Origin of the sequence: Roseovarius sp. TE539 (genome assembly GCF_003298505.1) — a bacterium.
Classification (GTDB): domain Bacteria; phylum Pseudomonadota; class Alphaproteobacteria; order Rhodobacterales; family Rhodobacteraceae; genus Roseovarius.
In genome coordinates this window covers 17,364-41,124 of sequence record NZ_QNGB01000013.1, presented here as the reverse complement: position 1 = coordinate 41,124, position 23,761 = coordinate 17,364, and the positions used below count along the sequence as shown (strand labels likewise).

The following is a 23,761-nucleotide window of genomic DNA, read 5'->3' as shown; positions in this document are numbered from 1 at the left end:
TAGTGGTCAGTCAGCCGTCAGAAGTGGTGGACGTTTGCCGGACAGCCGCGGACGATCCGGACCTTCCAGTTTGATATCGATCTTGCCATCCTTGATGCCAACCTTCACGACACCGCCCTTGGCCAGTTTTCCGAAGAGCAGTTCCTCGGCCAGCGGTTTCTTGATGTGCTCCTGAATCACACGCCCGAGCGGGCGGGCCCCCATCTTGTCGTCATAGCCCTTCTCGGCCAGCCATTCGGCCGCGGGCTTCGTCAATTCGATGGTGACATTGCGATCCATGAGCTGTGCTTCAAGCTGCAGGACGAATTTCTCGACCACCTGGAGAATGACTTCCTTGGGCAGTGGTCCGAAGGAGATCACGGCGTCCAGACGGTTGCGGAACTCCGGTGAGAATGTCCGCTCGATTGCGGCGGTATCCTCGCCTTCGCGCCGATCCCGGCCGAATCCCACCGCCGACTTCTCCTGTTCGGCGGCGCCCGCATTCGAGGTCATGATCAGTACCACGTTGCGGAAATCGACGTTGCGGCCGTTATGATCCGTGAGGCTGCCGTGATCCATCACCTGCAGCAGGATGTTGAATACGTCCGGGTGCGCCTTTTCGATCTCGTCGAGCAGCAGCACGCAATGCGGATGCTGATCCACACCGTCGGTCAACAGGCCCCCCTGATCGAACCCCACATAGCCCGGGGGCGCACCGATGAGCCGGGAAACGGCGTGCTTCTCCATGTATTCCGACATGTCGAAGCGCAGCAGTTCCACCCCGAGCGTATCGGCCAGCTGTTTGGCAACCTCCGTCTTGCCGACACCCGTCGGACCGGCAAAGAGGTAGTTCCCGATCGGCTTTTCCGGCTCGCGCAGCCCTGCGCGGGCCAGCTTGATCGAAGACGACAACGCCTCGATCGCCTTGTCCTGCCCGAAGACCACACGCTTGAGCGCCCCTTCGAGATCCTTGAGGACCTCCGCATCGTCCTTCGAGACGTTCTTGGGCGGGATACGCGCCATCTTGGCGATCACCCCCTCGATTTCCTTGGTGCCGATACTCTTGCGCCGCTTGGAGGCAGCCACGAGGTGCTGCGCTGCGCCAGCCTCGTCGATCACGTCGATCGCCTTGTCGGGAAGTTTGCGGTCATTGATGTATCGCGCGCTCAGGTCCACGGCGGTGCGCAAGGCGTCATTGGTGTATTTCACGCTGTGGTGGTCCTCGAAATACGGCTTGAGGCCCTTGAGGATCTTGACCGTGTCGTCAACCGTCGGCTCCACGACATCGATTTTCTGGAAACGGCGCGACAGCGCGCGGTCCTTCTCGAAATGCTGGCGGAATTCCTTGTATGTGGTCGATCCCATGCAGCGCAGCTTGCCGCCCTGAAGCGCCGGCTTGAGCAGGTTGGAGGCATCCATTGCCCCGCCCGAGGTCGCGCCCGCGCCGATGACGGTGTGAATCTCGTCGATGAAGAGTACCGCGTCGGGATGATCCTCCAGCTCGTTCACGACCGCCTTGAGCCGTTCCTCGAAATCGCCCCGATAGCGCGTGCCGGCGAGAAGCGCACCCATGTCGAGCGAATAGATCGTGGTGTTGGCCAATACCTTGGGCGTGTTGCCCTTGACGATCTTGTGCGCCAGACCTTCCGCGATGGCAGTCTTGCCGACACCGGGATCGCCGACAAGCAGCGGGTTGTTCTTTCGCCGGCGGCAAAGCACCTGGATGCAGCGCTCGACCTCTGAGTCGCGACCGATCAGCGGATCGACGTCGCCGGTCCGCGCCTTCTCGTTGAGGTCCACGCAATATTTGGCGAGTGCCGATTCCCCGGCTTCCACGGCGTCGGACTCGGCTTCGGTCTTGCCAGACGTGTCATCGGGATCCGCCGACCCGGTGACAGGGCGCGATTCCCCGTATGCGGGGTCTTTTGCGACGCCGTGCGCGATGAAGTTGACCGCGTCGTAGCGGGTCATGTCCTGTTCTTGCAGAAAGTAGGCCGCGTTCGATTCACGTTCCGCGAAAATCGCGACCAGGACATTGGCGCCCGTCACTTCCGTGCGACCTGAGGATTGCACGTGAATCGCGGCCCGCTGGATGACGCGCTGGAACGCCGCCGTGGGAACGGCCTCGGACCCGTCAATGTCGGTTTCGAGGTTGGACAGTTCCTCGTCGATGAAATCCACCAGAGTGCTGCGCAGATCTTCCGTGTCGACACTGCACGCTTTCATGACGCGGGCTGCATCCGGCTCGTCGATCAGAGCCAGAAGAAGATGCTCGAGCGTGGCGAACTCGTGCCGGCGTGCATTGGCCATTGCCAGTGCAGCGTGGATTGCCTGTTCCAGTGTATTGGAGAATGACGGCACTTTCCTTCGCTCCTTGATGATCCGGGAGGCCGGGTACGCCTCCATCGTTGCCTACATGTATTAAAGTTTGGTCGATATGGCTGCTGCTTCAAGGGTTTTCTGGCAAACACCGGTAACTTTTCTTCGGATGTGCGCCCTATGGTCGCGCGATTGCAGGGTCAGAAGCTGTCCTTGCGGCTGCGTATCTCTGCGAAGACATCGGCCGGGTCGGCACCTTCCATGCCCAGATGCGCCTGAATCGCCGGGTCCTCGGCGCGCAGGAAAGGATTGGTGTCCAGCTCTTCGGCCAAAGTCGAGGGCACGGTGGGCTGTCCCTCTTCGCGGGCCGCGTCGATCATCGCCTTGCGGGCCGTGAGGGCGGCGTTGCCCGGATCGACGGTGACCGCGAAAAGCGCATTTTTGCCGGTATATTCGTGACCGGAACAGACGGTCGTGTCCCCCGGGAGCGCCGCGAGCTTCTTGAGGCTGTTCCACATCTGCGGCGGCGGGCCCTCGAAGACACGGCCGCATCCCAGGGCCATCAGGCTGTCGCCGGAAAACACCACCCGGCTTTCGGGAAAGTGGAAGGCGATGTGTCCCACGGTGTGGCCGGACACATCAATCACCTCGCCGACCTCGTTGCCGATCATGACGGGATCGCCTTCGCGCACCGCGATATCCAGCGCCGGCAGGCGGTGTGCATCCGCTTCGGCACCGATGACGCGGGCGGGTGCCTCCGACAGGAGCTGATCCAGCCCTTGCACATGGTCGGCATGATGATGCGTCAGAAGGACATGCGACAGAATCCAGTCTTCCTCGTCCAGCGCGCGCAGGATCGGTGCCGCTTCGGGAACGTCCACGGCGGCGGTCTGGCCGGTGTCCGGGTCGTGGGCCAGGAAGGCGTAATTGTCGGACAGGCACGGAACGGTCCGGATTTCGAGTGTCATGGTGTTTGCCCTTTTGCCGGTTGCTGTTACCGTTCAGAGTGACGGATCGCGGGCGGCGCTGCAATGCATCTCGATGTACAGGACCTTCGCAATTTCTATTATCGCGGCGTTCTGGGGCGGGCGGCGCAGAAAGCCGTGCGCGCGGGGATTGCGGAATTCTGGCCGGAGGCGCAGGGGCAGACGGTGGCCGGGTTCGGCTTTGCGGTTCCCTTTCTTCGGCCCTACCTCGACGGCGCGCGGCGGGTCGTGGCATTGATGCCTGGGCCCCAGGGGGTGATCGGGTGGCCACAAGGGATGCCGAATATTTCGGTCCTTTGCGAGGAAACCATGTGGCCGCTGGAGACCGGGCATGTCGACAAGCTTCTGGTGGTTCACGGGCTCGAGGCGAGCGAGCGGCCCTCGATGCTGCTCGAGGAATGTTGGCGGGTGCTGGGGCCCGGTGGCTCGGCGCTTTTCGTGGTGCCCAACCGTGCCGGGCTGTGGTCGCGCAGCGATCGCACGCCGTTCGGCCACGGGCGCCCCTATTCGCAGACCCAGCTGGAAACCCAGCTCAAGGCGCATAATTTCCTGCCGGAACGGCATGTTACCACGCTCTACCAACCGCCGTCTCAGCGCCGGTTCTGGCGCAAGACGGCCGGGATGCTGGAGAAGGTCGGCGGCTCGTTGCCGGTGATTGCGGCGGGGGGTGTCCTGATGGTGGAGGCGACCAAACGGGTACAGGCGCCGGGCGGCCCCGGCCTGCGTGAAACCGTGCGCAAGCCGCTGGATGTGCTCAAGCCCAAGCCCGAGGCCAAACCGGTTTGAGGTTTGCGCATTTCGCAAGGGGCCAAGGAGGCGTTTCGTGGTCGAGCCAAGAGGGGGCGAGCCAAGCGGCCCCCGTCCGGGATCATCGCTTGCCGGTTTCCGTGCTGCGCGGACATGACGGAATTGGCCTGACGCCCCGGACCGGCCCGTGCTGCGGTTGCGCTAACAAGACGGGCGGACCATTGGGAGCGGTGCGCGGCAGGAATCGCAAAAATCCTGTGGATAAGTGATCTTTTTCATGCCGCCGCGCATGCGCAAACCGTCGCAGGGTAGGTAACAATTTGAAAACATGCAGTATTCAATGGTATACAATTGTTTTTGCCGCGCTTGCTAGCTGCGCAAGGCTCTGCTAGACCCACGCCGAATTTCGGTGCTATGAGTACTCAGCGCATGCCAAAGCCCCCGGAGACGGTTCTGCCGTCGGAACCGGGGCCAAACTGTCGGAAGGGTGGACGTGTCCGAACCAGCTTCGATTGCCTCAGGGATTGCCGAGCGCTATGCGACGGCGATCTTCGACCTCAGCAAGGAAAACAAAAAGCTTGCCAAGCTCGAGACCGGCGTGAACGATCTTGCCGCCGCGCTTGATGAAAGCGCTGACCTGCGGGCGATGATCGCGTCGCCGATCATCCCGCGCAGCGAGCAGGGCAAAGCCATTGCCGCGCTGGCCTCCGAGATGGGGCTGATGGTGCCGCTGGCGCGCGGCCTGGGCCTGATGGCCCAGAAACGGCGCCTTTTCGCGGTTCCGCAGCTTATCACGCATCTGCGCGCGATGATCGCCGAGGAAAAGGGCGAGGTTACCGCGCAGGTCACCAGCGCCAAGGCGCTGACCAAGGCGCAGTCCGAAAAGCTGGCGGCGACGCTGAAGAAGCGTATCGGCAGCGATGTCAAGATCAATGCGACCGTCGATGAGAACCTCATCGGCGGTCTTGTCGTAAAGGTGGGCTCGAAGATGATCGACACCTCGATCCGCTCGCGCCTCAACTCCCTCCAGAATGCAATGAAAGAGGTCGGATAAATGGGTATCCAAGCTGCAGAGATTTCTGCGATCCTGAAGGACCAGATCAAGAATTTCGGCCAGGAAGCCGAGGTAGCCGAGGTTGGTCGGGTCCTGTCGGTGGGCGACGGCATCGCGCGGGTTCACGGGCTGGACAACGTTCAGGCGGGCGAGCTGGTCGAGTTTCCCGGCGGCGTCATGGGCATGGCGCTGAACCTGGAAACCGACAACGTCGGCATCGTGATCTTCGGATCGGACCGAGAGATTTCGGAGGGTGACACGGTCAAGCGGACCAACTCGATCGTGGACGTGCCGATCGGTGACGAACTGCTGGGCCGGGTCGTGGACGGCCTTGGCAATCCGCTGGACGGCAAGGGCCCGATCAAGACCAAGGAACGCGGCGTGGCCGACGTGAAGGCGCCGGGCATCATCCCGCGCAAATCGGTGCATGAACCGATGGCCACCGGCCTCAAGTCCGTTGACAGCATGATCCCGATCGGACGGGGCCAGCGCGAGCTGATCATCGGGGACCGCCAGACCGGCAAGACCGCCGTGGCCCTCGACACGATCCTCAACCAGAAGACCTACAACGAGGCTGCGGGCGATGACGAGAGCAAGAAGCTCTATTGTGTCTACGTGGCCATCGGGCAGAAGCGCTCGACCGTGGCGCAGCTGGTGAAGACGCTGGAGGAGAACGGCGCGATGGAGTACTCCATCGTCGTGGCTGCCACCGCCTCTGATCCGGCGCCGATGCAGTTCCTGGCGCCCTATTCGGCCACCGCGATCGCCGAGCATTTCCGCGACAACGGGCGGCACGCCCTGATCGTCTACGATGACCTTTCCAAGCAGGCCGTCGCCTATCGGCAGATGTCGCTCCTGCTGCGCCGCCCGCCGGGCCGCGAAGCATACCCGGGTGATGTTTTCTACCTGCACTCCCGCCTTCTGGAGCGGTCCGCGAAGCTCAACGATGACAACGGGGCGGGCAGCCTGACGGCCCTGCCGATCATCGAGACGCAGGGCGGGGACGTGTCGGCCTTCATCCCCACCAACGTGATCTCGATCACCGACGGGCAGATCTTCCTTGAGACCGAACTCTTCTACCAGGGCATTCGCCCGGCCGTGAATACCGGCCTGTCGGTGAGCCGGGTCGGCTCCTCGGCGCAGACGGCGGCGATGAAGTCGGTCGCCGGCCCGGTGAAGCTGGAACTGGCGCAATACCGCGAGATGGCGGCCTTCGCGCAGTTCGGTTCGGACCTTGACGCGGCGACACAGCAGCTGCTGAACCGCGGTGCGCGCCTGACCGAACTGATGAAGCAGCCGCAATACTCGCCGATGACCAACGCCGAGATCGTGTGCATCATCTATGCCGGCACCAAGGGCTATCTCGACAAGATCTCGGTCAACCAGGTGGGCCGGTTCGAGCAGGGGCTTCTGAACCACCTGCGCAGCAAGCATCAGGACCTGCTGGATTTCATCACCAAAGAGGATCCCAAGATCAAGGACGATGCCGAGGACAGGATCAAGGCGGCCATCGACGAATTCGCCGCGGACTTCGCGTGAAGCGGGGAATAGGCCATGCCAAGTCTTAAGGACCTCAAAAACCGGATCGAGTCGGTCAAGTCGACCCGCAAGATCACCAAGGCCATGCAGATGGTCGCGGCGGCCAAGCTCCGCCGCGCCCAGGAAGCGGCAGAGATGTCGCGGCCCTATACCGAGCGTTTCAATGCGGTCATGGGGCGCCTTGCGGCGGCCGTGGGCGATACCGAGGACGCGCCCAGGCTGCTGAGCGGCACAGGCTCGGATGACGTGCACCTGCTGATCGTGATGACTGCCGAGCGCGGGCTTTGCGGGGGCTTCAACGCAAACATCGCCAAGCTCGCCAAGGCCGAGGCCGACAGCCTGAAAAAGGCGGGCAAGACGGTCAAGATCATCACCGTTGGCAAGAAGGGCCGCGATGCCATGCGCCGCGATTACGGTGACATGTTCGTCGATCACGTCGACCTGAGCGAAGTCAAGCGCGTGGGCTACGGTGATGCGCAATCCGTGGCGGCGAACGTGCTGGACAGGTTCGAGGCGGGCGAGTTCGACGTCGCAAAGATCTTCTTCTCGCGCTTCGAGAACGTGGTCAGCCAGATCCCCACCAAGCAGCAGATCATTCCGGCCGATTTCGACGCGCCGGAGGATGATGCGCAGGGCGGCACCTTCTACGACTACGAGCCCGACGAGCAGGCGATCCTTTCCGAACTCCTGCCGCGCGGCGTGGCCACCGCGATCTTCAGCGCGTTGCTGGAGAACGGGGCCTCCGAGCAGGGCGCGCGGATGAGCGCGATGGACAACGCCACGCGCAACGCCGGCGAGATGATCGACAAGCTGACGATCGAGTACAACCGCTCGCGTCAGGCCGTCATCACCAACGAGCTTATTGAAATCATTTCGGGCGCCGAGGCGCTCTAGAGAACCGGAGACGAAACATGGCAAACGCAAAAGGCACAATCACCCAGGTGATCGGCGCCGTGGTGGACGTGCACTTCAGCGATCACCTGCCGGCGATCCTGAACGCGCTGGAAACCGACAACAACGGCAAGACGCTGATCCTGGAGGTCGCGCAACACCTTGGTGAAAGCACCGTTCGCTGCATCGCGATGGACGCCACCGAAGGACTGGTCCGCGGCCAGGAAGTGACCGACATGGACGGCCCGATCACCATGCCGGTGGGCGACGCGACGCTTGGGCGGATCCTCAACGTGGTGGGTGAACCCGTGGACGAGGGCGGCCCCGTCGAGGCCAAGGAGCGCCGCGCCATCCACCAGTCCGCCCCCTCCTTCGAGGATCAGTCGACCGAAAGCGAGGTCCTGATCACCGGCATCAAGGTCGTGGACCTTCTGGCCCCCTACGCGAAGGGCGGCAAGATCGGCCTGTTCGGCGGTGCCGGCGTGGGCAAGACGGTTCTGATCATGGAACTGATCAACAACATCGCCAAGGTGCACTCGGGCTACTCGGTCTTCGCCGGCGTCGGCGAGCGGACCCGCGAGGGCAACGACCTCTATCACGAAATGATCGAATCCGGGGTCATCAACCCCGATGACCTGACCAAGAGCCAGGTCGCGCTGTGTTACGGCCAGATGAACGAACCGCCGGGTGCGCGCGCCCGTGTGGCGCTCTCGGGCCTGACCCTTGCCGAACAGTTCCGCGACCAGTCCGGGACCGACGTCCTGTTCTTCGTCGACAACATCTTCCGCTTCACGCAGGCGGGCTCTGAGGTGTCGGCGCTTCTGGGCCGGATCCCTTCGGCCGTGGGTTACCAGCCGACGCTGGCCACCGACATGGGCGACCTGCAGGAGCGGATCACCTCGACGAAATCGGGCTCGATCACCTCGGTGCAGGCCATCTACGTGCCCGCGGACGACCTGACCGACCCGGCGCCGGCAACCTCGTTCGCGCACCTTGACGCTACCACGGTTCTGAGCCGGGCGATTTCGGAGCTTGGCATCTACCCGGCGGTGGACCCGCTCGACTCGACCTCGCGCCTGATGGACCCGGCGGTGGTTGGCGAAGAGCATTACCAGGTTGCCCGTGACGTGCAGGGCATCCTGCAGCGTTACAAGAGCCTTCAGGACATCATTGCCATTCTCGGCATGGATGAACTGAGCGAGGAGGACAAGCTGACGGTGGCGCGGGCCCGGAAGATCCAGCGCTTCCTGTCGCAACCCTTCGACGTGGCCAAGGTGTTCACCGGTTCGGACGGTGTGCAGGTGCCGCTGGAAGAAACCATCGCCTCGTTCAAGGCCGTGGTTGCCGGCGAATACGATCACCTGCCCGAGGGCGCCTTCTACATGGTTGGCGGTATCGAGGAGGCGGTCGCAAAGGCCGAGAAAATGGCCGCCGACGCGGCGTGATGTGACGCGCGTCCCGCTCCGGGAGGGCAGGCCCCTCCCGGGCAGGGCGCGACAAGGAGGCCCAGATGGCTGAAAAAATCCAATTCGATCTGGTCTCGCCCGAGCGGCTGCTGGCTTCGGTCGAAGCTGCGGAAGTCCAGATACCGGGCGCCGAAGGCGACATGACGGCGATGGCCGATCACGCGCCGCTGATCACCACCCTGCGGCCGGGCATTGTCCGGGTTTCGGGAAGTGACAGCGATGCGGAATATGTGGTGACCGGCGGATTCGCCGAGATCAACGGCGAGAGCGTGTCGGTCCTGGCGGAACGCGCGCTGCCACGTGCGGATGTCACGCAGGACGAGTTCAAGGCGATGGTCGACGAGGCCAATGCGAAGCTGGAAAAGGCGCAGGAAGCCTACGAGAACGAACCCGGCCCGGTGGACGAGGCGGCGAAGCTGCTTGCTGACATGGTGGCACTCGGTGACGAGATGGGCCTCGCGGCCTATTGAGGGGCATCCCCTTGTGATGGTCGTCAGCCAGACCCGGATGAAATGGTGAACGCGGTTGCCAAAGAGCCCCCTTCGCGGGGCTCTTTTTCGTGTCAAACTCCAGCCGCATTCACGCTATAGTGGGTTCGTTCGGGGACGTGAGGCCATGAAACATATCGGAAAACAGCCCTTGGGCATTGACCAGGGAGAAGATGTCCTTTTCTCGGATTTCGCCGATAACGGCGAGATGTGGACCGGTATCGGCGAGCGTGAGCGGCGCATGCCGGTGCAATTCTCAGGCGCTTTCACGGCGGTGCCGACAGTCCATGTCGCGCTGTCCATGTGGGATATCGACAATGGCTCGAATGCGCGTGTCGAGATCGTCGCCGAGGCCGTCAGACCGGATGGATTCGAGGCGGTTTTCCGAACCTGGGGCGACACGCGGGTGGCCCGCGCGCGATTCAGATGGATTGCCATCGGTCCCGTCCGCGACGAGGATGACTGGGATTTGTACTGACCCGGGCAGGGTGCTGCGCGGGTGCCGCGACCCTCGGGAAACGGGCCTCTCAGGTGCCGAACTGGCCTTCATAGACGGGTTCCAGTGTCGGGGTCTCGAAAAGCGACGAGACGCTGGTGCCGTTCCAGATGTTGAGGATCGCCTGTGCGAAGACGGGTGCGGTGGGGATGATGCGGATATTGGGCGTGGCCCGGACAGCATCCGTGGCTGCGATGGTGTCGGTGATGACCATGGATTTCAGAACCGAATTCGTGATCCGCTCCACGGCGGGACCTGACAGCACTCCGTGGGTGGTGTAGGCGTGCACCTCCAGTGCGCCGTTGTCCATCAGGACCTGCGCGGCCTTGCAGAGGGTTCCGGCCGTATCGCACATGTCATCCACGATGATGCATTTCTTGTCGGTGACATCGCCGATCACCGTCATCTCGGCCACTTCGCCGGCCTTTTCGCGGCGCTTGTCCACGATCGAGAGCGGCGCCTCGATCCGCTTGGCCAGTTCGCGGGCACGGGCGACGCCGCCCACGTCGGGCGAAACGATCATTACGTCCTCTATCGAGCCCTTGAACTGGGTCATGATATCCAGCGCGAAGACCGGCGAGGCGTAGAGGTTGTCGACGGGGATGTCGAAGAAGCCCTGGATCTGCGCCGCGTGCAGGTCCATCGTCAGCACCCGCTCGATCCCGGTGCCGACAAGCATGTTGGCCACCAGCTTGGCCGAGATCGGCGTCCGGGCCCGCGACCGGCGGTCCTGGCGCGCGTAGCCGAAATAGGGAATCACGGCGGTGATGCGCTTGGCCGAGGAGCGACGCAGCGCATCAGCCATGATCAGCAGCTCCATCAGGTTGTCATTGGCGGGGTTCGAGGTGGGCTGGATGATGAACATGTCCTCGCCGCGGACGTTCTCGTAGACCTCGACAAAGATCTCGGCGTCGTTGAAACGTTCGACCCGGGCATCCACGAGCCCGACATTGACGCCGCGATGCATGGACATCCGCCTGGCGATGGCGTTGGCCAGCGGCAGGTTGGCGTTGCCCGAAATCAGTTTCGGCTCTGGCGTGTGCGGCATGGCAGGAATCCCCGGATGGCAGACGATGACAGATTCGTGACGTTGACACCGCTTAGCATGGGCTTAACGTCTGGCAAAGTTCGCCGGTCAGGGAGAGGCGCGGAAAATGGCCCATATCGACTATTATCTTTCGACGTTGTCGCCCTTTGCCTATCTGGCGGGCACCCGGCTCGAGGAGATCGCCGCGCGGCACGGTGCAACGATCACCTACAAGCCGCTCGACATCATGGCGCTGTTCGCGCGCACCGGGGGCACGCCGCCGGCCGAACGTCACCCCAGCCGGCAGGCATGGCGCGCGCAGGATCTACCGCGGCAGGCCCGCAAACTGGGGCTGCCCCTTAACCCACAGCCGGCGCACTGGCCGACCAACCCGGCGCCGTCCTCCTATGCGATCATCGCCGCGCAGGGCGCGGGGGGCGGCGACGTGGGCGGTCTGGTTCATTCCATCCTGCGCGCCTGCTGGGCCGAGGAGCGCGACATCGCCGAGGACAACGTCGTGCGCGACTGCCTTGCCGCGGCCGGCTTCGATCCGGGGCTGGCCGACAGCGGGTTGCTGAGCGGTGCCGAGACCTACGCCGCGAACCTCGAGGAGGCGGTGGCTGCGGGCGTCTTCGGATCGCCCTTCTACGTGACCGATGGCGGGCAGGTGTTCTGGGGGCAGGACCGGCTGGAGGATCTTGATCTGCAGCTTTCAGGCAAACTCTGAATGCCGCAGACGGTGAAGGCGGGGTTTCCCACCGCATGGACGACGTTCGGACAGGGGCCGCGCAAGGCGCTGATGATCCACTGTTCGCTGGCGCAGTCGGGCAGCTGGGGCGGCATGGCGCGGTATCTGTCCGGGGCGCTGGAGATGACGGCCTTCGACCTGCCGGGGCATGGCCGGAGTGCCGATTGGGACGACCGGGGCGAGATTCAGGAGGTGACCACCCGGATCGCGGCGGCGTTCTGCGTTGACGGGCCTCACGACGTGATCGGGCATTCCTTCGGGGCGACGGTGGCGCTCAGGCTGGCACTGGAGAGGCCGGGCCTCGTGCGGTCGCTGGTTCTGGTCGAGCCGGTTTTCTTCGCCGCGGCCTTTGCCGACCACCCGGAGGTGCGCGCGCGGCTTGCGGCCCGGATGGCGGACGTGTCGCAGGCCATGGCGGCTGGCGATCACACCGCCGCGGCGCGGGCCTTCACCGCGGTCTGGGGCGACGGTACGCCGTGGGAGGACCTGCCCGCGGCGCAGCAACGGGCGCTGGCCGTGCGGATGCCCCTGGTCCGGGCGGGCGAGCCGGCGCTTTACGACGATGCCGGCGGGATGCTGGCGCCGGGCCGGCTGGAGGCGCTGGACCGCCCCGTGCTGCTGATCGAGGGGAGCGATTCGCCTGCCATCATCCCGGCGATCAACGAGGCGCTGGCCGCGCGGCTGCCGCGCGCCGAGCGCGCGGTGATCGCCGGCGCGGGTCACATGGCGCCGATCACCCATGCCGGGCAGGTGGCCGCAGAGGTGCTGCGCTTCCTGAGGCAGTTTTAGGGGCAGAGGGCCGGGTCGCGGCTGCCAGCCCGGGCCGGAACAGCACCGAAGGTGCCCCGCCCATCGCCAGACCGCCCCCCGGGCTGGCGATTTGGTGACGCTGGGCGCGCCCCCTCATGCGCAGTGCGTATGTGGCAGGCATAAAGCGCGTGGAAGAGCGGTGGATCGCCATCCCGCGGTCTGGCGATGGGCCTTGCTCATCTGTCTGCCCCGGGCTCGGACCCGGGTTTCGACACTTTGCACCCCCCTCCCTGCGCATCGCGGAGTTTCATGCCGGGCGCGGCATCGGCGGGACAGGCCCGGAACGCCCGTCAGCCGCTTGCGGTGGCGATGAAACGGTCGATCGCGTCGGGCGGGCAGGACCAGTCGCAGACCAGCCGCATCAGCAGCGGCTCGTCCGGGGCACCCTCGCCGAGTGGCCCCTCGTAGAGCCCGTAGACCGCGCCGGCCGCCTGGAGGCGCTGATGGGCCGCGCGGGGCAGCCGGGCAAAGATCATGTTGGCCTGCGGTTCGGCCAGGAACGTGCAGCCGGGCACGCCGCGCAGCCCCTCGGCCAGCCGTGCGGCACTGGCGTTGGCCGCCTGTGCCGAGCGCAGCCAGAGCCCGTCCTCCAGATAGGCATCCATCTGTGCCGACAGGAAACGGTGCTTGGAAAAAAGGTGCGCGCCGCGCTTGCGGCGCAGTTCGAACTCCCAGGCGTGGGCGGGATCGAAGAAGATCACCGCCTCGACGCCAAGGCAGCCGTTCTTGGTGGCGCCGAAGCTGACGGCATCGACGCCGGCTTTCCAGGTCATTTCGGCCGGGGTGCAGCCGAGGGCCGCCACGGCATTGGCAAAGCGCGCCCCGTCCATGTAGAGGGGCACGTCGTAATCGTGCGCCACGGCCCCGAGCGCGGCGATCTCGGCGCAGCTGTAGACCTGACCCATCTCGGTGACCTGCGTCAGCGCGACCGGCCCGCGCTGCGGCCCGTGCACGCCCAGGAATTCCTTCGACCCGATGGCCGCGCGCAGGGTGTCGGGATCGAGCTTGTCAGCATCGCCGACAAGCGTGAGCTTGGCGCCGCCGGTGTAGAATTCGGGCGCATTGCATTCATCCGCCTCGATATGCGCCTGCCGGGTGCAGAAGATCGTGTCCCAGGGCCGCGACAGGGTGGCGAGCGCCAGCGCGTTGGCCGCGGTGCCCGTGGCCACCAGATAGACCGCCGCCTCGGGGGCCTCGAACAGACTGCGCAGCCTTTCGCGAACCGTCAGGTTCAGCTCGTCGGTGCCATAGGGCGCGGCGTAGCCCTCGTTGGCCTGCCCGAGCCCGGCAAGAACCTGTGGGTGGGCAGGCCCGGTATTGTCGGAGGCAAAGAACATCAGGTCGGCTCCTCGATGATGTGGTCTTCCCAGTCTTCCTCGGGCGTCGTGACTTCCGAAAGGGTGCGCCCGCGGACCGACACCCCGGCGCGATGAACGGTTTCGGGGGTGCCGGAAATCAGCGGGTGCCAGTCAAACAGGGGGCTGCCCTGCCACAGCAGCTTGTAGGCGCATGTTTCGGGCAGCCAGTAGAGGTTTTTCTCGAGGCTGGCGGGATCAAGCACCACGCATTCGGGCACATGGCGGTGGCGGTCGGCGTAGCTGGCGCAGCGGCATGTGCCATCGTCAAAGAGACGGCAGGCCACGCGGGTCAGCGCCACTTCGCCGGTGTCCTCGTCCTCGAGCTTGTTGAGACAGCACTTGCCGCAACCGTCGCAAAGCGCCTCCCATTCACGGTGGGTCATGCGCGACAACGGTATGTCTTGCCAGAAACGCGGGCGCAGGCCGGTCCGGTCGATCGGGTCGCTCATGCTGTCCTTGCCAAGATGTCGCGGGCGTGTGCGCAATCGGCATCCATCTGCGAGACGAAGGCGTCCAGCCCGTCAAATGTTTCCTCGGGGCGCAGGTATTCGACCAGCGCCACCGAAAGTTCGGCCCCGTAGAGATCGCCACTGAAATCGAAAAGGAAGGTTTCGATATTGGGCTCCTCGCCGTCGAACATGGGCCGCACCCCAAGCGATGCAGCGCCGTGATAATGGCCCGCATGCGGCCCGTCGAGCACATCGACAAGAACGGCGTAGACCCCGAAGCGGGGCGGGTGCAGCCCCTTGATGGACATGTTGGCGGTGGGGTAGCCCAGCTCGCGGCCGCGCTGTTCGCCCCCAAGGACAGGCCCGTCGATGCGGTGCCAGTGGCCCAGCATCGCGGCAGCGTCGCGGGGACGCCCCTCGCTGAGCGCGGCGCGGATCGCCGTGGACGAGACTTCGCCATCCGCCCCTTCGAGAAGCGGCGCGATTGTAACGCCGAATCCCATTTCCTGCCCGAAGGCCCGGAGATCGGCGGCATCGCCCGCGCGCCCCTGCCCAAAGCAGAAATCCGCGCCCACCACCACATGCGCAAGCCCCAGCCCGCCGCTGATCACTTCCTCGCAGAAAGCCCGGGGGCTGAGGGCTGACAGGGCGGCATTGAAATTCAGTTCGTAGAGCCGTTCGACCCCCAGCTTTTCCAGCCGGTGCGCGCGCGCCTCGCGCCCCATCAGGCGGAACGGTGCCGCGTCGGGGGCGAAATATTCCCGCGGATGCGGCTCGAAGGTCAGCACACCCAGCGGCGCGCCGTCGCCGGCCTGCCGGGCGATGTCGATCACCGACTGGTGGCCGACATGCACGCCGTCGAAATTCCCGATCGCGACGCTGGCGCCACGGTCGGCGGGATCGACGAATGTATAATCCCGGATGATCCGCATGGGGTTTGCGTAGCCCCATGCGCAGGCGGGTGCAAGCGGGATGGTTCGTCAGCCCTGCCGGGGCCCGCGCATTTCGCTGATCGCCAGCCGTATCCGGCGCCAGTCCTCGGCCTCGTCCGGCTTGCCGGCCTTGGTCGCCTCCTGCATTCTTCGGGCTGCTTCGGCCTCTGCCTTGCCGCCGCGCGATGACAGCAGGGCGCGGGCGTATTCGGTGGTCTTGGTTGCATCCATTTCCGTGTCCTCCCTCCAGACTTGGCAATGCCGCCGCAGCCGAGAGCCCGTTGCGACGTCCTTCCCAGATGATTGCGCGGCGAGGACGTTTCAACAGCGGGCGCGTACGGTCACCAGTGTATTGCGCGAATGCCCGGTCCGGGACGGGATGGGCGCGGTCAGTCGAACTTGCGCGACGGCGCCAGCACCGTGGCCTCGCCGACAAGCACTTTCTTGCCGTCCACGGTGCAGCGGCAATCGAGCTGTACGCGGCGCTTGGCGTGGTCGATGCCGGTCACCTCGACCCGCGCCTCGACCATGTCGCCGGGACGCACCGGGCCGAGGAACTTCAGGCTCTGGCCCATATAGACGGTTCCGTGGCCCGGCAGTTGCTCGCCGATCACGGCCGAAATCAACCCGGCGGTCAGCATGCCGTGCGCGATACGGCCCTCGAAGATGGTATCGCGGGCATAATCATCGTCGAGATGAACCGGGTTGTGATCGGTGGACACCTCGGCGAACAGTTCGATGTCCCGGTCCGTCACCACTTTGCGCAGGTGGCGGGACATGCCCATCTCGATGTCTTCGATGCAGATCGTGCCACGCGGCATGTTGTCCAACATTCGCCCCTCCGGATCGTCAGGCTGGTAATTTTAAGACGCCAGAGCGCCGATTGTTGGAACTTTATTACTTTGCGTGCGCAGAAAATCAAGGGTTTTCTTGTCGCCGGCTTCCATGACGCATGGCAGGGATGCGGGCCTCGGGCACAATTGCGGTCCGGGCCATGCCCGGCCCCGCCACGACGCGGGTGGCTGCGCCTCCCTCATGGTGCTGGCACCTTTTTGTCAGGCGCCGACACCAGTCCTCGCAACCTGACATCAGATGCCCGGCAGGCGCAGGGTATCAGGTGCCGTTCCAGCCTTGTTGAGCGACACGCGGTCATATGGCGCCAGAAGGCCGCGGCCGGCGTGCCCTGCGACACCTGCCGCGCTGCGCCGGGCCGCCCCAAGGCTCGGCCAGCTCCCTGCGCGGACTGCGCGGGCGCGAGGACTTGGGGAGTGACGGATTTGACAGACATGACGCCACTGCAACCCAATCACCGGATCACCGCGCCGCGGCCCGTGGTTGCGCGCCTGTTCACCCGGATGGTCGCGCGCCCGTCTGCAGATCGTTTCTGATTGCCCCCGACAGTCTCTAGCTCAGATATCCGATCGCGTAGGTCGGATTGACGGCTTCTTCCCGAAGGTAGGCCTCAAGCGCGTCCGGGTCGGGGTGCGAGCGGGTCCGGGTCTCGCGCGCGGCCAGGCCGCCGGAGATGAAGAGGCTGTCAAGATCCTCGCCCATGGCACCAAGGATGTCGGTCTGCGCGCCGTCGCCGATGGCCAGGATGTTGTTGCCCGCCCCGCGCCCGAGCGCCGCAAGACGCTGCCGGGCGAGATCGTAGATCGGCGGGTGCGGTTTGCCGAAATAGAGGCTTTCGCCACCCATTTCCGTATATAGCCGCGCAACCGCACCGGCGCACCATTCACGGTGATCGCCCCGGTCGACGACGATATCGGGATTGGCACACAACAGTTTCATGCCTGTCTGCTTGGCATACAGCAGATCGGGGCGCAGAACCTCCGGGTCGGAAGTGGCATCGAAGGGGCCGGTGCAGACAATGCCCTCGGCTGCATCGCGGTCCACCCGTTCGATGGCGACAGGGTCATCCACCACTGCAATGGGATCGAAAAAGGGCCGGTCGCCCGGGGTGCCGACATGCCAGACCCTTTCCCCCACGACACCGCGGAACATGGCGGCGCGGGCGCTGTCGCCCGAGGTGGCGATGGTGTCCCATGCATCCTCCGGCACGCCGAAGCGGCGGAGCTGCCGTTCCACCCCGGCGCGTGGGCGGGGCGAGTTTGTCAGAAGGACCACGGTGCCGCCGCGCTGCCGGTAGCCCTGCAAGGCCGCAACCGCGTCGGGCAGGGCGCGCACGCCATCATGCACGCAGCCCCATAGATCGACGAAGAGGGCCGAATACGGGTCGGAGATCTCGGCAAGTGAGGTGATGATCCGGGTCATGGGAGCTAGCCTCGTGTCTGCTGCGTGATTGGTCGTTCTATGGCAGGGCCGAGCCGGATTTGCCAGTGGCAGGGAAAGGGTTATGTAAGCGGTTTCGGCAAGTGGCCGGATCGGGTGAATTCGTTTTCCACGGTGCGGTTTTTCTGGCAACCTCTGGACGGCATGAACAGGGAGAGGCGCGTGAAGACGGGATTTTCGGGTACGGGGCCAATGTCATGAACGCGGCACGGGACGCCTTTATCGAGGCGATGCGACAGGTGGCGGCAACGGTCACGGTGGTGACCACGGACGGGCCCGCCGGGCAGATGGGCGCAACCGTCAGTGCCTTCACCTCGCTGTCAGCCGATCCGCCCTCGGTTCTGGTGTGCCTGAAGTCCGACAGCCGGATCGCCCGGGCGGTCGGCGACAACGGGGCGTTCTGCGTCAATGTCCTGCCCGAGGATGCCGACGATCTGGCGCGCGCCTTCGCCGGGGCCTTCGATGCGCAGCGCCCGGACCGTTTTCACGGGCTGGACGTCATGGCGACGGAGTTCGGCCCCGTCCTGCCGCGCGCCACGGCCTTCACATGCACGCTTCAGCGCAGCGTCGGCCACGGCACCCACGCGATCTGCATCGGCGCGGTGACGGGGATTTCCAACGCCGGCCAGGCGCCCCTGACCTACATGCAGGGCGATTTTCACGTGGTGCGGCGCAAATCCGGGGGCTGACCGGGTTCGCCCCCGGCGCGGACGGTCATGTCTTGAGGTTGGGGATGATCTGTTTCTTGCGGCTCATAACACCCGGCAGGACCGCCGTGTCGGCCTTTGGTGTGACGCCGAAGCTCTTCTCGGCCACGGTTCGGACCAGGTCGTTGGGCACCAGAAGCGTCGCTTCCTCGTCCAGGATATCCACGACAAACAGAAGGACCTGATCGACCCCGTCTTCGGCAGCGACCGTTTTCATCGCTTCCATCAGGCTGTCCTTTCGGTCCAGCACCATCTGCGGCGCGGTGGTTTCCAGGACAGAGACGCGGAACGCGGTGCCGTCTACGGTGTATTCCTTGCTGTCCATGCGGATCAGTTCGGCATCCGAGAAGGCGGAAACGTCGGATTTGGCCGCGAACATCTGCGCGGCGTAGTCCGCGATGTCGATCTGCAGGTCGCGCGCCAGCTGCTCGGCGGTAGCGCGGTCATGGTCGGTGGTGGTGGGGCTGCGGAATTCAAGCGTGTCCGAAAGGATGCAGGTCAGTGCGGCACCCTTGGCCCAGTCAGGCAACCCGGCCGCATTATCGCCCATAAGGTCAAGCATGATGGTGGCGGTGCAGGCCAGCGGACGGATCGTGATGTCGATCGGGCCTTTCGTCTCAAGCCCGCCGGCCAGCTTGTGGTGGTCGATGATCGCCTGCAGGTCGGCATTGGCGATATTGGCCGGAAGTTCGGCGGGGTTGTTGGTGTCCACCACCACGCAGGGGGTGTCGTCGGCCACGTCCTCGACGATCTCGGGTTTGGGCAGGGTCCAGCGCTCGAGCATGAAGGCGGCCTCGGAGTTGGGTTCGCCCAGCAGGACGGCCCGCGCATCAATGCCTTTCACCTCGTTGAGATACCAGGCCCAGAGGATCGGTGATCCGGTGGAATCGGTGTCGGGGGATTTGTGGCCGAAGACGAGAGTGGTCATGTCGCAATCCTTACGCAAATCAGGGTGTCGCGCGCCTTATAGGCATGGCGGCGGGGCTTGTCACCTGCTGATGCTGCGCTGCGGCGACAGGCGCCAGCCGGGGCCGAAAGGCGCCGGCGGTTCACCGGACCGGCACCGTTCACAGTGGCGCCCCGGCGGGACAAGGACAGCGCCGCGAACGGCGTGACGATTTTCCGACGGGCGGGTGTTGACAGATTTCGCCGCAGCGCCTAGCTACACGCTGTTATCACTCGCCGGATGTGAGTGATAACGGCCCCTAGGAGGGCCAAGGGAGAAACTTTGAGCCAAGGAGCCTCAGAGATGGCATTTAAACCGCTGCATGACCGCGTGCTTGTGCGCCGCGTTGAGAGCGAAGAGAAAACCGCAGGCGGGCTGATCATCCCCGACAGCGCGAAGGAAAAGCCCCAGGAGGGTGTTGTCGTGGCCGTCGGCGCCGGGGCGCGCGACGATGACGGCGACCGCATCAAGCCGGACGTGTCGGAAGGCGATCGCGTCCTGTTCGGCAAGTGGTCCGGAACCGAGATCACCATCGACGGTGAGGAACTACTGATCATGAAGGAAAGCGACATCCTGGGCATCATGGACGGGGACAAGGCCGCCAAGGCCGCCTGAACGCCCCGATTCGTGTAATCACCCCCGGAAATTCAAAGACATCAGGAGCAACCAGACATGTCTGCAAAAGACGTCAAGTTTGACACCGAAGCCCGCAGCAAGATGCTGCGCGGCGTGAACGTCCTGGCCGATGCGGTCAGGGTGACGCTTGGACCCAAAGGCCGCAACGTGGTGCTGGACAAGAGCTTCGGCTCGCCGCGCATCACCAAGGACGGCGTCAGCGTCGCCAAGGAAATCGAACTGGAAGACAAGTTCGAGAACATGGGCGCGCAGATGGTCAAGGAAGTGGCCCAGCGGACCAATGACGAGGCCGGTGACGGCACCACCACTGCCACCGTTCTGGCCCACTCGATCATCAAGAGCGGCCACAAGGCCGTTGCCGCCGGCATGAACCCGATGGATCTCAAGCGCGGCATCGACCTGGCCACCACCAAGGTCGTCGAGGCGATCAAGGCCGCCGCCCGCGACGTTTCGGGCAGCGACGAGGTTGCGCAGGTCGGCACCGTGTCGGCCAATGGCGAGGCCGAGATCGGCCAGATGATCGCCGACGCGATGCAGAAGGTCGGCAACGAGGGCGTCATCACCGTCGAGGAGAACAAGGGCCTAGAGACCGAGACCGACGTCGTCGAGGGCATGCAGTTCGACCGCGGCTACCTCAGCCCCTATTTCGTCACCAATTCGGACAAGATGATTGCCGATCTGGATGACTGCCTGATCCTGCTGCACGAGAAGAAGCTGTCGAGCCTTCAGCCGATGGTGCCGCTGCTCGAGCAGGTGATCCAGAGCCAGAAACCCCTGCTGATCATCGCCGAGGATGTCGAGGGCGAGGCGCTGGCGACCCTGGTGGTCAACAAGCTGCGCGGTGGCCTGAAGATCGCTGCTGTCAAGGCACCCGGCTTCGGCGACCGCCGCAAGGCCATGCTGCAGGATATCGCGATCCTGACCGGTGGTCAGGTCATCAGCGAAGACCTGGGCATGAAGCTGGAAAATGTCACCATGGACATGCTGGGCTCGGCCAAGAAGGTCGAGATCACCAAGGATGAGACCACCATCGTGGACGGCAACGGCGAGACGGCCGAGATCGAGGCGCGGGTCAGCCAGATCCGTCAGCAGATCGAGGACACCACCAGCGATTATGACCGCGAGAAGCTGCAGGAACGTGTGGCCAAGCTGGCCGGCGGTGTGGCCGTCATTCGCGTCGGCGGCATGACCGAGACCGAGGTGAAGGAGCGCAAGGATCGCGTCGATGACGCGCTGAACGCCACCCGCGCCGCGGTTCAGGAAGGTATCGTCGTGGGCGGGGGCGTGGCCCTCGTGCAGGCCGCCAAGGCCCTGGACGGGCTGTCGGGCGTCAACAGCGACCAGGATGCCGGTATCGCGATCGTCCGTACCGCGCTTGAAGCGCCGTTGCGCCAGATCGCCGAGAACGCCGGTGTCGACGGGGCTGTTGTTGCCGGCAAGATCCGCGAAAGCAGTGACCTGTCCTTCGGCTTCAATGCCCAGACCGAGGTCTACGAGGATCTCTTCAAGGCGGGTGTCATCGACCCGGCCAAAGTGGTGCGCACCGCGCTGGAGGACGCCGCCTCGATCGCGGGTCTGCTGATCACCACCGAGGCGATGGTGGCCGACCGGCCCGAGAAGGAAGGCGCCGGCGGTGGCGGCGGCGGCGGCATGCCCGACATGGGCGGCATGGGCGGCATGATGTAAGCCTGCCACGCCATTCGCACGGTTCAGGGGCCGCCTTCGGGCGGCCCCTTTGCGTTCGGGATGCGGCCGGCACATCGGGACGTGTGGTCCCGATCACGATCATCTGATTGTATCTTTTCGGTGTTCCTGTCTAGCTGAGGCCATGCGCCTTTTTCTGCTTGTCGCCCTCACCATGACCGCTTTTGCCGCCAATTCGGTGCTCAACCGCCTGGCGCTGGCCGGGGGTGCAATCGACGCGATGAGCTTTGGCAGCATCCGCCTGCTGGCCGGAGCGGGAATGCTGGCGATTCTTTGCGTGGGGCTGCGCGGGAAGCTGCGCCTGGGCGGGCCGGCGCGCCTGACGGGGGTGCTGTCACTGCTGCTTTACATTTACGGGTTCTCGGCGGCCTATGACGTTCTCGATGCGGGGCTGGGGGCGCTGATCCTGTTCGGCGTGGTTCAGATCACCATGTTCGCCGGCGGGATCCTGGCCCGTGAGGCCATGCCGGCGCGCCGCTGGATCGGCGCGGGCCTGGCCTTTGCCGGTCTGGCCTGGCTGCTGTGGCCCGGGGGTGGCCCGCAGGTCAGCCCCGTTCATGGCCTGCTGATGGCCGCGGCCGGGGTGGGCTGGGGACTGTATTCGCTGGCCGGACGCAAGAGCGGTGACGCGTTGCAGGCGACGGCGGCGAATTTCATTCTCGCTGCCCCGGCCGGGGTGGTGCTTGGCCTTGTCGTGCCGGGTGTGCCGGCCGTACAGGCCGACATGCAGGGGATCGCCGTGGCGGTGATTTCGGGGGCCGTGACCTCGGGGATGGGGTACGCGCTGTGGTATGCGATACTGCCGCGCCTGGCGTCGTCGGTGGCGGCTGTGGCGCAGCTCACGGTGCCGGTGATCGCGATGGCCGGCGGCATTGTTTTCCTGGGCGAGGCGCTGACAGCGCAGTTCGCGCTGGCCGCGGCGCTGGTGCTGGGGGGTGTCGGCATTTCCGTCCTGCCGCGCCGCGGCTCTTGATCTGGGGCAATTGCCCGCCGCCCGCGACGTGATAGAAGGCGGCGAAACCGACCACCCGAGGACCGCGGAGGATCTCATGCATTGCCGAGCCCTGTTGCTGCTGATGATGACAATGACGGCCCCGACCGCGATGGCGGACGAACACCAGACCCTGACCCGCATCGCGGACGATGTGTATCTGGCCGGGTCGGACCCCGAACATGCCGAAGACGAGGCCGAAGACCTGTTCATCGCCGGCGACTCGCTGCGGGTCAGCGCGCCCGTGACGGGCACCGCACACATGGCGGGCCGCACGGTCGAGGCCCTCTCGGACATCGCCGGCGATGTCTATGCCGCCGCCATGGACCTGACCATCGCGGGCGATATCGGCGGCGATGCAAGCCTTGCGGGCTATGACATCAGGGTCGCGTCTGTGGGGGGTGATCTGCGCGCCACTGCCGCGCGCCTGCGGCTGGACGGGCCGGTGGGTGGCTATGCCCTGCTGGCGGCCGATGAACTGACGCTCGACGCCGCGGTCGCCGGCGATCTGTTTCTCAGCGCCGATGAAGTGAATTTCGGCCCCGCGGCGCGGGTTGACGGCCGCCTGCTGCTTTACGAGGCTGAGCCCGGCACACTGGAGGTGCCGGCGCGGGTCGCGCCCGAAGACCGGGTCGAGCGCCGCGAACAGCATGAGTGGCAGCACGACGTCGGCGACTATACCGCGCTGTCCTGGGCCGAGATTCTGGGTCGGTTCGTCCTGGGGCTGGCGGTGGTGGCGCTTCTGGCGGGGCTGGCCGCGGCGCTTGTCCCCGCACCGATGGCGGCGCTGCGGCGGCGGCTGCTGGAAACACCGTGGCGCGCACTGTGGATCGGGTTCCTTGGCCAGTCGGCGGTTGTCGGATCGGGGTTCGTACTTGCCCTCACCGGGATCGGTATCCTGCTGCTACCGGCGGTGATGCTGCTTGCTGGGCTGTTGGGTCTGGCCGGCTACATCGTGGGGGTCTATGCCTTCGGTGTCGGGCTGCTGCACATGCTGGGCCGGGCCTTCCCGACACATTGGCGCGACCGGGCGATGGCCGCGGCTGTGGGCGCGGTCACTGTCGGGCTGCTGGGGCTGGTGCCCCTACTGGGCTGGATCTTCGTGCTGGCACTCAGCTTGGCGGGGGTCGGTGCCATCGTCTCTCACGGGGTGCGCCCGCGTTTCTTCGCCTGAAGCCGGTGGCACCGCGTGCCGC

At 65.1% G+C, this 23,761-nt stretch carries 24 protein-coding genes; 14 read left to right on the top strand and 10 right to left on the bottom strand.

The window, feature by feature from the left end; translation table 11 throughout:
* Nucleotides 1-6 precede the first annotated feature (6 nt).
* The gene (clpA, locus tag DQW77_RS10070; RefSeq protein WP_113258144.1) at nt 7-2,340 is read right to left on the bottom strand and encodes an ATP-dependent Clp protease ATP-binding subunit ClpA; all 2,334 of its coding nucleotides are present in this window, start codon (nt 2,338-2,340) and stop codon (nt 7-9) included.
* Nucleotides 2,341-2,498: 158 nt separating this feature from the next.
* A complete protein-coding gene (gene gloB, locus DQW77_RS10065; RefSeq protein WP_113258097.1) occupies nt 2,499-3,266 on the bottom strand; it encodes a hydroxyacylglutathione hydrolase in 768 nt (255 codons plus the stop codon).
* Between the two features lie 63 nt (nt 3,267-3,329).
* On the opposite strand from gloB, the gene DQW77_RS10060 reads away from it, so the two are divergent.
* The 7 genes from DQW77_RS10060 to DQW77_RS10030 all read left to right on the top strand — a co-directional run bounded on the left by DQW77_RS10060 (nt 3,330) and on the right by DQW77_RS10030 (nt 9,947).
* On the top strand, nt 3,330-4,070 hold the full coding sequence (locus DQW77_RS10060) for a methyltransferase domain-containing protein (protein WP_113258096.1): 741 nt from the start codon (nt 3,330-3,332) through the stop codon (nt 4,068-4,070).
* A 454-nt stretch (nt 4,071-4,524) separates the two neighbouring features.
* The gene (locus tag DQW77_RS10055) at nt 4,525-5,085 is read left to right on the top strand and encodes a F0F1 ATP synthase subunit delta (protein ID WP_113258143.1); all 561 of its coding nucleotides are present in this window, start codon (nt 4,525-4,527) and stop codon (nt 5,083-5,085) included.
* Entirely contained in the window at nt 5,086-6,624 is a 1,539-nt protein-coding gene (atpA, locus tag DQW77_RS10050) for a F0F1 ATP synthase subunit alpha (protein ID WP_113258095.1), read from the top strand. It abuts the gene before it with no gap.
* Nucleotides 6,625-6,639: 15 nt separating this feature from the next.
* On the top strand, nt 6,640-7,518 hold the full coding sequence (locus DQW77_RS10045; RefSeq protein ID WP_113258094.1) for a F0F1 ATP synthase subunit gamma: 879 nt from the start codon (nt 6,640-6,642) through the stop codon (nt 7,516-7,518).
* A gap of 17 nt (nt 7,519-7,535) precedes the next feature.
* Nucleotides 7,536-8,960, top strand: coding sequence for a F0F1 ATP synthase subunit beta (atpD, locus tag DQW77_RS10040; protein ID WP_113258093.1), 1,425 nt, complete (start codon nt 7,536-7,538; stop codon nt 8,958-8,960).
* A gap of 65 nt (nt 8,961-9,025) precedes the next feature.
* Nucleotides 9,026-9,451, top strand: a complete 426-nt coding sequence (locus tag DQW77_RS10035) for a F0F1 ATP synthase subunit epsilon (protein WP_113258092.1) — start codon at nt 9,026-9,028, stop codon at nt 9,449-9,451.
* 145 nt (nt 9,452-9,596) lie between these two features.
* Nucleotides 9,597-9,947 (top strand): H-type lectin domain-containing protein, encoded by a 351-nt coding sequence (locus DQW77_RS10030; protein ID WP_113258091.1) that lies wholly within the window; start codon nt 9,597-9,599, stop codon nt 9,945-9,947.
* A gap of 49 nt (nt 9,948-9,996) precedes the next feature.
* Here the strand turns inward: DQW77_RS10030 and DQW77_RS10025 are convergent, their stop codons facing one another.
* Nucleotides 9,997-11,013 carry a ribose-phosphate pyrophosphokinase gene (locus tag DQW77_RS10025; protein WP_113258090.1) on the bottom strand — a complete coding sequence of 339 codons (1,017 nt, stop codon included), beginning with the start codon at nt 11,011-11,013 and terminating at the stop codon, nt 9,997-9,999.
* A 106-nt stretch (nt 11,014-11,119) separates the two neighbouring features.
* Here DQW77_RS10025 and DQW77_RS10020 point away from each other — a divergent pair, with 106 nt between their 5' ends.
* Nucleotides 11,120-11,719, top strand: a complete 600-nt coding sequence (locus tag DQW77_RS10020) for a 2-hydroxychromene-2-carboxylate isomerase (RefSeq protein ID WP_113258089.1) — start codon at nt 11,120-11,122, stop codon at nt 11,717-11,719.
* Nucleotides 11,720-12,529 carry an alpha/beta fold hydrolase gene (locus DQW77_RS10015; protein ID WP_113258088.1) on the top strand — a complete coding sequence of 270 codons (810 nt, stop codon included), beginning with the start codon at nt 11,720-11,722 and terminating at the stop codon, nt 12,527-12,529.
* A 311-nt stretch (nt 12,530-12,840) separates the two neighbouring features.
* Here the strand turns inward: DQW77_RS10015 and DQW77_RS10010 are convergent, their stop codons facing one another.
* The 6 genes from DQW77_RS10010 to DQW77_RS09985 all read right to left on the bottom strand — a co-directional run bounded on the left by DQW77_RS10010 (nt 12,841) and on the right by DQW77_RS09985 (nt 17,563).
* Nucleotides 12,841-13,887, bottom strand: coding sequence for a low specificity L-threonine aldolase (locus DQW77_RS10010; RefSeq protein WP_113258087.1), 1,047 nt, complete (start codon nt 13,885-13,887; stop codon nt 12,841-12,843).
* Complete coding sequence (locus tag DQW77_RS10005) at nt 13,887-14,357, bottom strand: YcgN family cysteine cluster protein (protein ID WP_113258086.1); 471 nt, start codon at nt 14,355-14,357, stop codon at nt 13,887-13,889. Before DQW77_RS10005 ends, DQW77_RS10010 begins: the two co-directional genes overlap by 1 nt.
* A complete protein-coding gene (locus tag DQW77_RS10000) occupies nt 14,354-15,289 on the bottom strand; it encodes a bifunctional riboflavin kinase/FAD synthetase (protein WP_113258085.1) in 936 nt (311 codons plus the stop codon). Before DQW77_RS10000 ends, DQW77_RS10005 begins: the two co-directional genes overlap by 4 nt.
* A 48-nt stretch (nt 15,290-15,337) precedes the next feature.
* Entirely contained in the window at nt 15,338-15,520 is a 183-nt protein-coding gene (locus DQW77_RS09995) for a hypothetical protein (protein ID WP_113258084.1), read from the bottom strand.
* 158 nt (nt 15,521-15,678) lie between these two features.
* Nucleotides 15,679-16,122, bottom strand: coding sequence for a MaoC family dehydratase (locus DQW77_RS09990; RefSeq protein WP_113258083.1), 444 nt, complete (start codon nt 16,120-16,122; stop codon nt 15,679-15,681).
* A 571-nt stretch (nt 16,123-16,693) separates the two neighbouring features.
* Nucleotides 16,694-17,563 (bottom strand): TIGR01459 family HAD-type hydrolase, encoded by an 870-nt coding sequence (locus DQW77_RS09985; RefSeq protein ID WP_113258082.1) that lies wholly within the window; start codon nt 17,561-17,563, stop codon nt 16,694-16,696.
* A gap of 101 nt (nt 17,564-17,664) precedes the next feature.
* On the opposite strand from DQW77_RS09985, the gene DQW77_RS09980 reads away from it, so the two are divergent.
* A complete protein-coding gene (locus DQW77_RS09980; protein WP_258523813.1) occupies nt 17,665-18,270 on the top strand; it encodes a flavin reductase family protein in 606 nt (201 codons plus the stop codon).
* Nucleotides 18,271-18,295: 25 nt separating this feature from the next.
* Here the strand turns inward: DQW77_RS09980 and DQW77_RS09975 are convergent, their stop codons facing one another.
* A complete protein-coding gene (locus DQW77_RS09975) occupies nt 18,296-19,216 on the bottom strand; it encodes a manganese-dependent inorganic pyrophosphatase (RefSeq protein WP_113258081.1) in 921 nt (306 codons plus the stop codon).
* Between the two features lie 321 nt (nt 19,217-19,537).
* On the opposite strand from DQW77_RS09975, the gene groES reads away from it, so the two are divergent.
* The 4 genes from groES (at nt 19,538) to DQW77_RS09955 (ending at nt 23,739) form a co-directional block, all read left to right on the top strand.
* A complete protein-coding gene (gene groES / locus DQW77_RS09970) occupies nt 19,538-19,849 on the top strand; it encodes a co-chaperone GroES (protein WP_113258080.1) in 312 nt (103 codons plus the stop codon).
* A gap of 57 nt (nt 19,850-19,906) precedes the next feature.
* Nucleotides 19,907-21,556: a chaperonin GroEL gene (gene groL, locus DQW77_RS09965; protein ID WP_113258079.1), complete on the top strand. Its 1,650-nt coding sequence runs from the start codon at nt 19,907-19,909 to the stop codon at nt 21,554-21,556.
* 142 nt (nt 21,557-21,698) lie between these two features.
* Entirely contained in the window at nt 21,699-22,547 is an 849-nt protein-coding gene (locus DQW77_RS09960; protein ID WP_113258078.1) for a DMT family transporter, read from the top strand.
* Entirely contained in the window at nt 22,510-23,739 is a 1,230-nt protein-coding gene (locus DQW77_RS09955; protein ID WP_147094955.1) for a hypothetical protein, read from the top strand. The genes DQW77_RS09960 and DQW77_RS09955 overlap by 38 nt, the downstream gene beginning before the upstream one ends.
* Nucleotides 23,740-23,761 lie beyond the last annotated feature (22 nt).

Coding starts and splice junctions, on each gene's coding strand:
- DQW77_RS10030 (WP_113258091.1), top strand. CDS start 9,597: ATGAAACATATCGGAAAACAGCCCTTGGGCATTGACCAGGGAGAAGAT.
- atpD (WP_113258093.1), top strand. CDS start 7,536: ATGGCAAACGCAAAAGGCACAATCACCCAGGTGATCGGCGCCGTGGTG.
- DQW77_RS10000 (WP_113258085.1), bottom strand. CDS start 15,289: ATGCGGATCATCCGGGATTATACATTCGTCGATCCCGCCGACCGTGGC.
- gloB (WP_113258097.1), bottom strand. CDS start 3,266: ATGACACTCGAAATCCGGACCGTTCCGTGCCTGTCCGACAATTACGCC.
- DQW77_RS09960 (WP_113258078.1), top strand. CDS start 21,699: ATGCGCCTTTTTCTGCTTGTCGCCCTCACCATGACCGCTTTTGCCGCC.
- DQW77_RS10035 (WP_113258092.1), top strand. CDS start 9,026: ATGGCTGAAAAAATCCAATTCGATCTGGTCTCGCCCGAGCGGCTGCTG.
- DQW77_RS10020 (WP_113258089.1), top strand. CDS start 11,120: ATGGCCCATATCGACTATTATCTTTCGACGTTGTCGCCCTTTGCCTAT.
- DQW77_RS10045 (WP_113258094.1), top strand. CDS start 6,640: ATGCCAAGTCTTAAGGACCTCAAAAACCGGATCGAGTCGGTCAAGTCG.
- groL (WP_113258079.1), top strand. CDS start 19,907: ATGTCTGCAAAAGACGTCAAGTTTGACACCGAAGCCCGCAGCAAGATG.
- DQW77_RS09985 (WP_113258082.1), bottom strand. CDS start 17,563: ATGACCCGGATCATCACCTCACTTGCCGAGATCTCCGACCCGTATTCG.
- DQW77_RS09975 (WP_113258081.1), bottom strand. CDS start 19,216: ATGACCACTCTCGTCTTCGGCCACAAATCCCCCGACACCGATTCCACC.
- DQW77_RS09990 (WP_113258083.1), bottom strand. CDS start 16,122: ATGTTGGACAACATGCCGCGTGGCACGATCTGCATCGAAGACATCGAG.
- atpA (WP_113258095.1), top strand. CDS start 5,086: ATGGGTATCCAAGCTGCAGAGATTTCTGCGATCCTGAAGGACCAGATC.
- DQW77_RS10015 (WP_113258088.1), top strand. CDS start 11,720: ATGCCGCAGACGGTGAAGGCGGGGTTTCCCACCGCATGGACGACGTTC.
- groES (WP_113258080.1), top strand. CDS start 19,538: ATGGCATTTAAACCGCTGCATGACCGCGTGCTTGTGCGCCGCGTTGAG.
- DQW77_RS09995 (WP_113258084.1), bottom strand. CDS start 15,520: ATGGATGCAACCAAGACCACCGAATACGCCCGCGCCCTGCTGTCATCG.
- DQW77_RS10010 (WP_113258087.1), bottom strand. CDS start 13,887: ATGTTCTTTGCCTCCGACAATACCGGGCCTGCCCACCCACAGGTTCTT.
- DQW77_RS10025 (WP_113258090.1), bottom strand. CDS start 11,013: ATGCCGCACACGCCAGAGCCGAAACTGATTTCGGGCAACGCCAACCTG.
- DQW77_RS10005 (WP_113258086.1), bottom strand. CDS start 14,357: ATGAGCGACCCGATCGACCGGACCGGCCTGCGCCCGCGTTTCTGGCAA.
- DQW77_RS10060 (WP_113258096.1), top strand. CDS start 3,330: ATGCATCTCGATGTACAGGACCTTCGCAATTTCTATTATCGCGGCGTT.